This is a genomic window from Achromobacter sp. 01N37 (assembly GCF_056399725.1).
The window spans coordinates 163898-176954 of sequence record NZ_JBFTRX010000001.1 but is presented as its reverse complement, the minus strand read 5'-3'; the positions used below and the strand labels follow the sequence as shown (position 1 = coordinate 176954).

General features: G+C 65.9%; 10 protein-coding genes. 4 read left to right on the top strand and 6 right to left on the bottom strand.

The window, feature by feature from the left end; genetic code table 11:
- Positions 1-11: 11 nt before the first annotated feature.
- On the bottom strand, positions 12-1472 hold the full coding sequence (locus AC1DSJ_RS00775) for an RsmB/NOP family class I SAM-dependent RNA methyltransferase (RefSeq protein ID WP_441371067.1): 1461 nt from the start codon (positions 1470-1472) through the stop codon (positions 12-14).
- A 1315-nt stretch (positions 1473-2787) separates the two neighbouring features.
- On the bottom strand, positions 2788-3453 hold the full coding sequence (gene purN / locus AC1DSJ_RS00770; RefSeq protein WP_054425047.1) for a phosphoribosylglycinamide formyltransferase: 666 nt from the start codon (positions 3451-3453) through the stop codon (positions 2788-2790).
- Between the two features lie 168 nt (positions 3454-3621).
- Here purN and AC1DSJ_RS00765 point away from each other — a divergent pair, with 168 nt between their 5' ends.
- The 4 genes from AC1DSJ_RS00765 to coaBC all read left to right on the top strand — a co-directional run bounded on the left by AC1DSJ_RS00765 (position 3622) and on the right by coaBC (position 9383).
- Positions 3622-4587 carry a bifunctional riboflavin kinase/FAD synthetase gene (locus AC1DSJ_RS00765; protein WP_054425045.1) on the top strand — a complete coding sequence of 322 codons (966 nt, stop codon included), beginning with the start codon at positions 3622-3624 and terminating at the stop codon, positions 4585-4587.
- Complete coding sequence (ileS, locus tag AC1DSJ_RS00760; RefSeq protein WP_175169352.1) at positions 4577-7438, top strand: isoleucine--tRNA ligase; 2862 nt, start codon at positions 4577-4579, stop codon at positions 7436-7438. Before AC1DSJ_RS00765 ends, ileS begins: the two co-directional genes overlap by 11 nt.
- Before the next feature lie 2 nt (positions 7439-7440).
- Positions 7441-7974 carry a signal peptidase II gene (gene lspA / locus AC1DSJ_RS00755; protein ID WP_441370782.1) on the top strand — a complete coding sequence of 178 codons (534 nt, stop codon included), beginning with the start codon at positions 7441-7443 and terminating at the stop codon, positions 7972-7974.
- A 212-nt stretch (positions 7975-8186) separates the two neighbouring features.
- A complete protein-coding gene (coaBC, locus tag AC1DSJ_RS00750) occupies positions 8187-9383 on the top strand; it encodes a bifunctional phosphopantothenoylcysteine decarboxylase/phosphopantothenate--cysteine ligase CoaBC (RefSeq protein ID WP_054425040.1) in 1197 nt (398 codons plus the stop codon).
- Positions 9384-9560: 177 nt separating this feature from the next.
- Here the strand turns inward: coaBC and AC1DSJ_RS00745 are convergent, their stop codons facing one another.
- The 4 genes from AC1DSJ_RS00745 to pepE form a co-directional block, all read right to left on the bottom strand.
- Entirely contained in the window at positions 9561-10553 is a 993-nt protein-coding gene (locus AC1DSJ_RS00745) for a Bug family tripartite tricarboxylate transporter substrate binding protein (protein WP_441370781.1), read from the bottom strand.
- A gap of 115 nt (positions 10554-10668) precedes the next feature.
- A complete protein-coding gene (locus AC1DSJ_RS00740) occupies positions 10669-11358 on the bottom strand; it encodes an AroM family protein (RefSeq protein WP_054425036.1) in 690 nt (229 codons plus the stop codon).
- A complete protein-coding gene (locus tag AC1DSJ_RS00735; protein ID WP_054425034.1) occupies positions 11355-12284 on the bottom strand; it encodes a DUF1177 domain-containing protein in 930 nt (309 codons plus the stop codon). The genes AC1DSJ_RS00740 and AC1DSJ_RS00735 overlap by 4 nt, the downstream gene beginning before the upstream one ends.
- Complete coding sequence (pepE, locus tag AC1DSJ_RS00730) at positions 12281-12985, bottom strand: dipeptidase PepE (RefSeq protein ID WP_346550455.1); 705 nt, start codon at positions 12983-12985, stop codon at positions 12281-12283. Before pepE ends, AC1DSJ_RS00735 begins: the two co-directional genes overlap by 4 nt.
- Positions 12986-13057 lie beyond the last annotated feature (72 nt).

Below are 13057 nucleotides of genomic sequence, written 5' to 3'. Positions count from 1 at the left end.
CGCACGGGCACTTAGGCTGGCTTCACTTCCTCGGCCGGCTTCGATTCCTCGGCCGATTCGCCCACCGAAGCGGCCTCAGCTTCGGCTTGAGCCACCGGCTCTGCCACGGGTTTGGCTTCTGCCTCGTCAGCGATGACTTCTGCCGGCATTTCTGCCTCGGCATCCGCTTTGACGTCAACGTCAACATCAGCATCGACACCCGCATCGGCATCAGCCGCCACTGCCGCTTCAGCCGTCTCGGCCGCAGCGCCCTTCTTTTTGCGCTCGAACACGGCGGCAAAGAAGCCGTCGGTGCCATGCACGTCGGGACGCAGTTGGACGTAAGGGCCTTCCAGCTTCAGTGTTTCGCAACGCGCAGCCAGGATTTCAGCCGCGTCGACGCGTTCAAAATCCGGATGACTGGCCAGGAAACGCTCTGCTTGCACTTCGTTTTCTTCGGCCAGCAGGCTGCACGTGGCATACACCAGGCGGCCGCCCGGGGCTACGCAACGCGCGGCGCTGTTCAGGATGCGCTCCTGCAGCTGGCCCAATTCGGCCAGCGCCTCGGGGTGCTGACGCCACTTCAGGTCGGGGTTGCGACGCAGGGTACCGATACCGCTGCACGGCGCGTCGACCAGCACGCGCTGGGCCTTGCCGGCCAGGCGCTTCACGCGGGCATCGTTTTCGCTATCGATCACCACCGGCACGACGTTCGACAAGCCGCTGCGGGCAAAGCGCGGCTTGGCGCGCGCCAGGCGGGCGGCCGACACGTCAAACGCGTACAGGCGGCCGGTTGAGCGCATCAGCGCGCCCAACAGCAGCGTCTTGCCGCCCGCGCCAGCGCAGAAATCAATGATCATTTCGCCACGGCGCGGGGCGACCAGCAGGGCCAGCAATTGGCTGCCTTCGTCCTGCACTTCGATGCTGCCGTTTTCGAATTGCGGCCAGCGGTTGATCGCCGGACGGCCTTCCATGCGGATGCCCCAGGGCGAAAACGGCATGGCGACGGGTTCATAACGGCCCGCGCTTTGCTGCAATTCGGTCAACATGGCATCGCGCTCGGCCTTCAGCGGGTTGACGCGCAAGTCCAGGCTGGCCTGGCGGTTCAAGGCTTCGACCAGGGTTTCCGGGCTGTCCATCAGCGCCAGGCGCTCGTCCAGCCAATCCGGGATGCTGCCGCGCACGGCGCGGGGCAAGGTGGCCAGATCGATCTGCGACACGCGCTTGAGCCATTCGGCTTCCGCGGCATCCATGCCCTCTTCCAGCGCCTCGGCGCCCAGCGTCGCGTTCAGGCCCAGGATGGCCAGGCGGCGGGATGCGGGACCCACGCCGCTTTCGCCGAATTGGCGGTAACGGCGAAGATGGCGCAATACGTCGTAAACGGCTTCGGCGACTTCGGAGCGATCACGCGCGCCCAGGTTCGGATGGTGGCGCAGCCAATGCGACAACGCGGAGTCAGCCGGGTACGTCCATTGAAGGATTTCGCCCAGCACGCGCTGCACCTGATCGATGCGGATAGCGGCGTAAGACTGGCGCGGACGATTGAACTGGGGTTTTTGCGGCGCCTGATCGCGATGGCCGTGCGACGAATCGCCGCCACGCGAGCCGGCGTACTGGCCGCGCTCACCACGATCTTCACCGCGCGGGCCGGCGTACTGGCCGCGTTCGCCACGATCGTCACCACGCGGGCCGGCGTATTGGCCGCGTTCACCACGTTCTTCACCGCGGGGGCCGTCAAAGGACGGACGGCCTTGGCCTTCGCGGCGCTCGGAACCGTACGAACCACGCTCACCGCCACGGCTGTCACCGCGCGGGCCATTGCCATACGACGGACGCGAATCCGGACGGCCGCCCTGGCCTTCGCGGCGCTCGGAACCGTAGGAAGCCCGTTCACCGCCACGGCTGTCGCCGCGCGGGCCGGTGCCGTACGACGGACGCGAATCCGGACGGCCGCCTTGGCCTTCGCGGCGCTCGGAACCGTACGAACCACGCTCACCGCCACGGCTGTCACCACGCGGGCCATTGCCATACGACGGACGCGAATCCGGACGGCCGCCTTGGCCTTCGCGGCGCTCGGAACCGTAGGAAGCACGTTCACCACCACGGCTGTCGCCGCGCGGGCCGTTGCCGTACGACGGACGCGAATCCGGACGGCCGCCTTGGCCTTCACGGCGCTCGGAACCGTAAGAAGCACGTTCACCGCCACGGCTGTCGCCGCGCGGGCCATTGCCATACGACGGACGCGAATCCGGACGGCCTTGGCCTTCGCGGCGCTCGGAGCCATAGGAACCACGCTCACCGCCACGGCTGTCACCGCGCGGGCCATTGCCATACGACGGACGTGAATCCGGACGGCCGCCTTGGCCTTCACGGCGCTCGGAACCGCGTTCCGAACCATAAGAACCGCGTTCACCGCCACGGCTGTCGCCACGCGGGCCGCCGCGGTTATCGCCTCGCGGCGCATCGTAGGACGGGCGGGGAGCCGGACGGCCCTGGCCTTCACGGCGGTCGCCGCCGAAGGAGCCGCGTTCGCTGCGGCCTTCACCACGCGGGGCGTCAAACGAGGGACGCGGGGCCGGACGGCCGCTGTCGCGGCTGGGGCGCTCTTCGCGCACACGCTCGTTGCGCTCGCGCGGCGGGGCTTCGCGGGCCTCGCCCTTGGGACGCGAGAAAAAGGACCGACCGTCGCGCCCTTCGGAGGCTGCCCTCGGGGAGCCTGCCGGACGAGAACGCGGAGATTGGGGTTTATTCATGGTGTGTTCCAGTGGGGCGGAAGGGTTCCGCCCGGTAAAAGCGATTCAGGGCCGCTCAAGCGGCCGGCGACCAGGTGAACAGGCGTGCGGGGTCACCCTGCACGTCCACCCGGTGGTCGTTTGTGAGGGTAACCCGGCCTTCGGCCAGCCAGCGCACTGCGGCCGGAAAAGCCTGATGTTCCACTGCCAGGACGCGATTGGCCAGCAGTTCCGGCGTGTCGCCCGCCAGAACCGGCACGCAGCCCTGCGCAATGATGGGGCCGTGGTCCAACACCGGCGTCACGAAATGCACGGTACAGCCATGCACGCGCACGCCAGTCGCCAGCGCCTGGGCATGCGTATGCAGCCCCGGAAATGCCGGCAGCAGCGACGGATGGATATTGACCAGCCGGCCCGCGTAGTGGTTGACGAAGCCCGGTGTCAGCACGCGCATGAAGCCCGCCAGGATGACGTAATCCGGCGCGTAGCGGTCAATTTCGGCAGCCAGCGCGGCGTCAAAGGCTTCGCGGCTGGCGTAGTCCTTGTGATACAGGGCGGCCGTGGGAATGCCCTGGGCGGCGGCCCATTCCAGGCCGCCCGCATCCGGGCGGCTTGCGATGACGGCGGCCACGTCGGCGGGCCAGCCCTCATCGCGGCAGGCCTCGACCAACGCCTGCATGTTGCTGCCCCGCCCCGAAATCAGGATGACGAGTCGGCGCTTAGAAAGTTGTGTTTCCGGCAAGATAGAAGAATCCAAATATTTAGCCCCCGAGGCGCCCCGCCAGGGACGCGCTTTGCTTGGCGCAAAGGGCTTGTCCGCCACCATTGCGCACCCCGGAAAACCCGTCGGCGCACAAATGGTTGGGGGGATTAGAACAAACCCGGAATCCAAAATTGTAAACTCTCGCTCGTGAAACCATCGCTGCGTATCTACCGATCCCTGCCCCCGCCCGACCGGCGCGCTCCTTGCGCGCTGACGATCGGCAATTTCGACGGCGTCCATCGCGGACATCAGGCCATGCTGGCGCGCGTCTGCCAAGTCGCCCGCGAACGTGGCCTGGTGCCGTCCGTCATGACGTTCGAACCCCATCCGCGTGAGTATTTCGCCACGCTGAACCAGCGCCCTGAGCTGGCGCCCACCCGGGTTTCCGGGCTGCGCGACAAGCTCGCGGCGCTGGCGCGTTATGGCGTATCCCAAGTCGTCGTCGAACGCTTTAACGCCCGGCTAGCGGAAATGTCGGCCAACGCCTTCATCGAAAACCTGCTGGTGCAAGGCTTGCAGACCAAATGGCTGCTGGTGGGCGAAGACTTCCGTTTTGGCCACAAACGCAGCGGCGACATTGATCTGCTGCGCGAAGCCGGCATGCGGCATGGGTTCGAAGTGCAAACGCTTGCCGACGTCACCGACCAGCAAGGCCACCGCATTTCCAGTTCTGAAGTGCGCACGGCCCTTGCGGTTGGCGACCTGGACCGCGCCCGCCATCTGCTGGGCCACCCCTTTCATATCAGCGGCCATGTGATCCATGGCCAGAAGCTGGGCCGCACGCTGGGATATCCCACCATGAACCTGCGCGTGGCCGAACGCTGCGCCGCGCGCTCGGGCATTTACGTGGTGCAGGTGTATGGGCTGGCTGACCAGCCCCTGCCCGCCGTGGCCAGCCTGGGCGTGCGCCCGACGGTCGAAGACCGTGGCCGCGTGCTGTTAGAGTCACACCTGCTCAACGACACCCTCAACGCTTACGGTAAACTCGTACGCGTCGAATTCCTGCACAAGCTGCGGGACGAAGAAAAATTTCCTGACCTCCCTTCCCTGACTGCCGCCATCGCCGAAGACGCGCGAAACGCGCGCGCCTATTTTGCCGTTCATGGACTATAAAAAGACCCTCAACCTGCCCGATACCCCCTTCCCCATGCGGGGCGACCTTGCCAAGCGCGAGCCCGCCTGGATTTCGCAGTGGGAGGAAAACCACGTCTACCAAGCGATCCGTGCGGCCAGCCGCGGCCGGCCGCGTTTCGTCTTGCACGACGGCCCGCCCTATGCGAACGGCGACATTCACATCGGCCACGCGGTCAACAAGATCCTGAAGGACATCATCGTCAAGAGCCGCAACATGGCCGGCTATGACGCGCATTACGTGCCGGGCTGGGACTGTCACGGCATGCCGATCGAAATCCAGATCGAAAAGAAATACGGCAAGCACCTGCCCGTGGCGGAAGTGCAGTCGAAGGCTCGCGCCTACGCGCTTGAGCAGATCGACCGCCAGCGCAAGGATTTCAAGCGTCTGGGCGTGCTGGGCGAGTGGGATCGCCCGTACATGACCATGAACTTCAGCAATGAAGCCGACGAGATCCGCGCGCTGGGCCGCATCCTGGACAAGGGCTATGTGTTCCGCGGCTTGAAGCCCGTGAACTGGTGTTTTGACTGCGGTTCGGCGTTGGCCGAAGCCGAAGTCGAATACGCCGACCGCGTTGACCCGGCCGTTGACGTCGCCTTCCCGTTTGCCGAACCCGCCAAGCTGGCGGCCGCCTTCGGGCTGGATTCGGTAGACGATGGCGCCATCGTCATCTGGACGACCACGCCCTGGACCATCCCGTCCAACCAGGCGCTGAACGTGCATCCGGAAATCGAATACGCGCTGGTGCGTGTGTCGCCGGCGCCCAAGTTCGGCCCCTTGCTGCTGGTTGCGAAAGACCGCGTCGAAGCGTGCCTGAAGTCGTGGAACCTGGAAGGCGAAGTCATCGCCACGGCGCCTGGCGCCGCCCTGTCGGAAATTGAATTCCGCCACCCGCTGGCGCAGTTCAACCCCGCCTATGACCGCCGCGCGCCCATCTACCTGGGCGACTACGTCACGGCCGACTCGGGCACGGGCGTTGTGCATTCGGCTCCGGCCTACGGTATTGAAGACTTTGTGTCGTGCAAGGCGCACGGCATGAAAGACACCGACTTCATCAGCCCCGTCATGGGCGATGGCAAGTACGTGGACAGCCTGGCGCTGTTTGGCGGCCTGTCCATCTGGGACGCCAACCCCAAGATCGTCGAAGCGCTGACCGAAGCCGGCGCCCTGATGCACGTTGAAAAGCACAAGCACAGCTACATGCACTGCTGGCGCCACAAGACGCCGATCATCTACCGCGCCACCAGCCAATGGTTCGCCGGCATGGACGTAGCCCCCAAGGATGGCGGCCCGACCCTGCGCGAATCGGCACTGGCCGGCATCGACGCCACGGCCTTCTACCCGGCCTGGGGCCGCGCCCGCCTGCACGCCATGATCGCCAACCGTCCGGACTGGACCCTGTCGCGCCAGCGTCAGTGGGGCGTGCCGATGGCGTTCTTCGTGCACAAGGAAACCGGCGAGCTGCATCCGCGTACGGCTGAACTGCTGGAACAAGTGGCGCAGCGCGTGGAGAAAGACGGCATCGAAGCCTGGCAAGCCATTGAACCGCGCGACCTGCTTGGCGATGAGGCCGACCAGTACGAAAAGAACCGCGACACGCTCGACGTGTGGTTCGATTCCGGCAGCACGCACGCCACGGTGTTGGGCGGCAAGGACGGCGAGTTCGCCGGTTCCCACGGCGCTGAACTCGGCTGGCCTGCCGATCTGTACCTGGAAGGGTCGGACCAGCATCGCGGCTGGTTCCATTCGTCGTTGCTGACCGGCTGCATGCTGTACGGCCAGCCGCCCTACAAGGCGCTGCTGACGCACGGCTTCGTCGTTGACGGCCAAGGCCGCAAGATGAGCAAGTCGGTGGGCAACGTGATCGCCCCGCAAAAGGTGTCGGACTCGCTGGGCGCGGAAATCCTGCGCCTGTGGGTCGCCTCCACCGATTACTCGGGCGAGCTGTCGATTTCGGACGAAATCTTGAAGCGCGTGGTCGAAGGCTACCGCCGCATCCGCAACACGCTGCGCTTCCTGCTGGCCAACGTGGCTGACTTCGACGCCGTGTCGCAAGCCGTGCCGTACGGCGAGCTCTTCGAAATCGACCGCTACGCGCTCGCCATGACGGCGCAGATGCAGTCCGAAGTGCAGGCCAACTACGAACGCTATGACTTCCACCCGGCCGTCTCGCGTTTGCAGACGTTCTGCTCGGAAGACCTGGGCGCGTTCTACCTGGACATCCTGAAAGACCGCCTGTACACGTCGGCCCCCGGCAGCGTGGCGCGCCGTTCGGCGCAGACGGCGCTGCTGGACATCACGCAGACGCTGCTTAAGCTGATGGCCCCGATCCTGTCCTTCACGGCCGAAGAAGCCTGGAAGGAACTGGTCGGCTCCGCGCTTAAAGCTCAGGCCGACGCCGCCCGCACGACGATCTTCACCGAGGTCTATCACACGCTGCCGCCGTTTGCCGACGCCGATGCGCTGTCGGCCAAGTGGACGCGCCTGCGCGCCATTCGCGCCGACGTCCAGCGCAAGCTGGAAGAAGTGCGCACGGCAGGCGACATCGGTTCGTCGCTGCAAGCCGAGGTTGATCTCTACGCCAATGGTGACGACCAGCAACTGCTGGCCAGCCTGGGCGACGACCTGCGCTTCGTGCTGATCGTGTCGCGCGCCACCGTGCATGCCGGCGAAGGCGAGACCCGCATTGAGGTCACGCCGTCGGCGCACAAGAAGTGCGAACGCTGCTGGCACTGGCGCCTGGACGTTGGCCAAGACGCGGATCACCCCGAGATCTGCGGCCGTTGCGTGTCCAACCTGTTCGGCACGGGCGAAGCCCGCGACAAGGCTTGAACATGGCCCGCCCCTCCGATTCGGGAGTGACGGGCACGGCGCCCGCCCGCGCAACCCCTGCGCGCGTGGGCGGCTGGCTGGCGCTGGCCTTGCTGATCATCGTGCTGGACCAGGTGACAAAGGTGTATTTCAACACCTCGTTCCAGTACGGCGAACGGGTCAACGTGCTGCCGGTGTTTGACTTCACGCTGATGTACAACCGGGGGGCTGCGTTCAGCTTCCTGGCGTCCGAAGAAGGCTGGCAGCGCTGGCTCTTCACCGGGCTGGGCATCGCGGCCGCCATCGTCATCACGATCATCTTGCGCCGCACGCACGGCCAGCCGCGCTTCAGCCTGGCGCTGACGCTGATCCTGGGCGGCGCCATCGGCAACGTCATCGACCGTGTGGTGTATGGCCACGTGGTGGACTTTCTGCTGTTCTACTGGCACGACTCCTACTTCCCCGCCTTCAACCTGGCGGACGTGGGCATCAGCTGCGGCGCCGTGCTGTTGGTGCTGGACGAACTGCTGCGCGCTCGCAAGAAGCCGCAGGCCTGACCGACGCCAGCCAGGATTCAAAACCTGGATCGAGTCCAACGGCGAGCCGGACGGCGAACCGGGGCGCAATGCCCCGGCCGCCCTGCTTCACACAGGGTTTTGTCCTATTTGATACCCCCTGAATGCATGGCGAACGGCGCAATGCCGCAATGCAGAATAAAATCACCCTCCATTCCTCGTTTTCACGGCGCTGAACCCGCCGCCACGCCCTCATGCTCGATCTCGCCCGCAAACGCATCGTCCTCGGTCTGACCGGGGGCATCGCCTGCTACAAAATCGCCGAGCTGGTGCGGCGCATGACCGAACAAGGCGCCACCGTCGACGTGGTGATGACCGAGGCGGCCACGCACTTCATTACGCCGGTGACCATGCAGGCGCTGTCCGGCCGGCCCGTGTTCGTGGATGCCTGGGACGCACGCGTGCCCAACAATATGGCGCACATCGACCTGACGCGTGGCGCGGACGCCGTGCTGATCGCACCCGCCAGCGCCGACTTCATGGCCAAGCTGGCGCATGGCATGGCCGACGACTTGCTGTCCACGCTGTGCCTGGCGCGCGCCTGTCCGCTTCTGGTGGCGCCTGCCATGAACCGCGAAATGTGGGCCAACCCGGCCACGCAGCGCAATGTTGAACAACTGCGCGCGGACGGCATCAGCGTGTTGGGCCCTTCGGCTGGCGAACAGGCTTGCGGCGAAACGGGCGACGGCCGCATGCTGGAAGCGCATGAACTGCTGACCGACCTGATCGCCTTCTTCCAGCCCAAGCTGCTGGCCGGCCGCCATGTGCTGCTGACCGCCGGCCCCACGTCCGAACCCGTGGACCCGGTGCGCGTGCTCAGCAACCGCTCGTCGGGCAAGACGGGCTATGCCCTGGCCCGCGCCGCGCGCGAAGCCGGCGCCCGCGTCACCTTGATTACCGGCGCCACGTTCCTGCCCGTGCCGCGCGGCGTGACCTCCCTATCCGTCACCACAGCGCGCCAGATGCATGACGCCGTGATGGCCAGCGCCACCGACGCCGACATCTTCATCGCCGTAGCCGCCGTGGCGGATTGGCGCGTGAAGAACGTCAGCACGCAAAAGCTGAAGAAAACCAGCGAAGGCGGCGGCGCGCCGCTGATGGAATTCGAACCGAATCCGGACATCCTGGCCGAAGTGGCCAAGTTGGAAAACGGCCCGTGGTGCGTGGGCTTTGCTGCGGAAACCGAGAAGCTGGCCGAACACGCCGAAGCCAAGCGCCAGCGCAAGGGCATTCCGCTGCTGGTGGGCAATTTGGCGCACAAGGTCATGGATGCCGACACCACCGAACTGGTGCTGTTCGACGAGCAAGGCGCGCACCCGCTGCCGGCGGGCGACAAGCTCGATGCCGCACGCCGTCTGATCGCGGAAATCGCAGCGCGGTATCCCGCTTGATAGCATTTCCCGCTTGATAGCATTTCCCGCTTGATAGCACTTCCAGCCTGATAGCACTTCCAGCCCGATAGCACTTCCCGACTGATGCCACTTCCCGCCTGACGCAGCATCCAGGCCGATACCGCCAGCCGATTACCACTGGCAAAAAAAGGGCCCCTTGTCGGGGCCCTTTTGCTTTTACTGCTCCAGGCTGATGTTCGCAGCCTTCACGATGTCCGCCCATTGCTTGCGGTCATTTTCCAGGAACGCGGCGGTCTTCTCCGGCGTCATGTCCGTGACCGGTTCCGAGCCCAGTCCTGCCATTTTCTCAATGACTGACGGCTCCTTCAGCACGTCTTGCAGCGCCGCGTAGTAAGCCGCCTGCACATCCGCCGGCAAGCCCGCGGGCGCGAACACGCCCTGCCACGTCGGCATGTCAAAACCCTTCAGGCCCTGCTCATCCAGCGTCGGCACGTTGGGCAATTGAGGCGCGCGCTTGATCGACGCCACGGCGATGGCCTTGACCTTGCCTTGCGAGGCCAGCGGCGCGGCGGTAGAGATGTTGTCCATCGTCATCGCAATATGGCCGCCCAACAGGTCGGTGATGACCGGGGCCGCGCCACGGTAGGCCGCGTGCGGCACCTTCACGCCCATCTTGTACAGCATGGTCTCGGCGATCAGGTGATTGGAAATGCCCACGCCTGCGGTGCCATACGTGGCGGTTGGCGTGTTCTGGAAATACGTTTTGAGTTCGGCCAAGTTATTGGCCGGCACGTCCTTGTTCACGATGACCACATTGGGCTGCACGGCCGCCAGCGTGATCGGCGTGAAGTCCGCGGGCTTGTAGTTCGTGCCCTTCGGGTTCAGGACATGCGTAATGGCCATGGAACCGGCGGCGGCGATGCCGATGGTGTAGCCGTCAGCGGGCGACTGCGACAGGCGGAAGGCCATGATGTTGCCCCCCGCGCCCGCCAGGTTTTCAACGACGACCGATTGGCCCAGACGCTTGGACAGCGGCTCGGCCAACAGGCGCGCCAGCGTATCGGCCGAACCGCCCGGCGCGAAGCCGACCAGCAGACGAACCGGCTTGGTGGGTTTCCACGCGTCGGCAGCGAGCGCCGAAGAGGCGGCCGTCAGGGCCGTGACGGCAAACAGAGCGCCCACGGCGCGATGCAGGGTAAGGCTGAACATGAAGAACACTCCAAACAATAAATTGACGAAGACGGCTTCGTCTCCCCTTGCCGCTCTACCGGCGTCGTCGCGGCATGTCACCGCTGCAACGACGCATCGGTTTGCCTAGGCGGCTTTATTCCAGAATTTGCGATAACGCCTGCGCCACCAGGCGGTTGGACAGCAGCACCGGGCGGCCCGAGGCCTGGGCAACGGCGTCGCGCATGCGCTCGGCGTAACCCATGCAATGCATGACGATCACATCGCAGGACGCCAGCGCCTGCCCCGCTTGCGCGAAGTTGCGCGCCGCTTGGTCGGCGTCGGCCTCGTAGGGCGATGCGTGCACAACTTCGGTCGCGCAAGCCAGCGGCACGGCCATGTGAAAGAAATCGACCTGTTCGGCCAGCGGCACCACCAGCCCCACCTTGCGGCAGTGCGCGGACAACCCGGCCACCAGATGGTCAACCACCTGCTGCGGCTCGATAACCAGCGTGCGCATCGGCGCGATGGCCGTACCGGTGCACAGCGGCACCAGCACGTCGTAGCCCGCGTCATCCGCTTGGCGCATCACGTCGGCCAGCCGCGCTTCCGCGCGGGCGGCGTCCAGTTCGATCTGCGCGCCGTCACGCATGCGGGTGGCGAAGCGGTACTCGCCATCGCGCGGCGCCATTGCGGCAAGTGCCGCGGCGTCCAGGCCGTCCAGCGCGCCGAACTCATCAATGCGCACCGAGTCGCCCAACAGCCGCGCCATTTCCGGCACGACATCACTGCGCGGAGATTGGCCAATGGTGAAGAAGGCCACGCGGCGCGATTGCAGCGCGTTCATGCCGCACCGCCATCTTCGCGGCCCACGGTTTGCAGATGCGCCATCGAGCCATAACGGCCTTGCAGCGCACGCCATTCCGCGTCATCGAAAAACGCCATCGTGCGCTGGCCAAACATCTTGGCGATCTCGATGCAGAAGCGCATGGCGACGTCCGCATCCACGGCGTTGGTCACACCCGTGGCGCAACCCGGCACGGCGGTCTGCGCGGTCAGCGCCACGCCCACCACGGGCGCATCGGTCACGATGGCCGGCTGCATCAGCGAGTTCACGTGCCACAGCCCGTTTTCATATGGCGTGATGTCTTGCGTCGTCAGCGGCAAGGTCACCGGCAGTTCGCCGCTGACCCAGCCCATCACATCCAGCATCGTTTCGGGAATGCGCAGCAGATAGCCCTGCTTGGCCACCGGCGTCAGCGCCACGCCGCGCTTGTTCACCAGACGGTTGCCGCGCGTGGTGTCCACCGACAGAATCGCGTCCATGCGCGGGTCGACTTCGTGCGACATCATTTCGCGCATGGGAAACGGCGAACGCATCATCGGCACGGGGTGGTGCGGACGCGTGCCGGCGCGCGGGCAGATGTGCGTGCGGATACGCACGGTGCCAGGCAACACGTCGCCCTGACGCGCCATGGCCATCAGCTTGAGCGCCGCGGCAATCGCCACCACCGCCCCGTCGCTATCGGACACCAGGCCCGTCACGGCGGGACGCGCGCCGATGCCGCCCAGGCGGCCAACAATGCCCAGCTGCGGCGCCGATGCGTCCAGGCCGGGAATGACGATGGATAGAAAATCCGTGGCTGCGCCATCGCGTTCCAGGCGGGTCACTTCCACCTCGCACTCGCCGGCCTCGCGCAGCACCTGCGCAACCGCGTCACCCGTGATGTGGGCGGACGACAAGAGCTCGATGGTGTCGATCACATGCTTCATGCCGGGATCTCCAGCGGGCCGGGTCGGAACACGCGCGGTTCGGTGTGGCCCAGGAACAGCGGCGCATCATGCGGGCCGACCAGCGCAACCTTGCCGCCGCGCACGCGCAGCGCCGAGCCTTCCGGCAGGCCCAGAACCGGCATCGCGGGATTCAGCGTGCAGAACTCAGCCAGACGCTGGGCGCGCGTTTCGCCGCGATGGCCGGGCGGGTGCGCGTTGGTGTAGTGCGGGTTGATCTGGAACGGGATCAGGCCCAGACCGTCGAAGCCGCCCGGGTCGGTAATGGGCATGTCGTTGGTGGTGCAGATGGTGGGGCACGTCAGGTTGGAGCCAGCGCTCCAGCCCAGATAAGCGGCGCCCGCGCGCACGCGGCGCGTCACCACGTCCAGCAAGCCTTGACGGCGCAACTGGCCCAACAGATTGAACGTGTTGCCGCCGCCCACGATGATGACAGCGGCGTTTTCCAGCGCGGCCACCGGGTCTTCGGCACGGTGCAGGCCCTGAATGGCAAGCCCTGTGTCCGCCAAGGCCGATACCACCAGCGCGGTGTAGTCGTCCCAATCCCGCGTGACGCCGGCGAACGGCACGAACACGGCCGGCGCGCCTTGCGGCAAGGATTCGATCAGTTCGCGGATGTCCGGCATGGCGTGGACCAGATAACCGGCGTCGCTGCTGGAATTGCTAAGTAGCAAGAGGTTCATGGGAGAGGTTCCGTCAGGGGATGTTCGGGGGAGCGCCCGCGTGGGCGCGTCAACAAGAGAAAGGATTCAAGC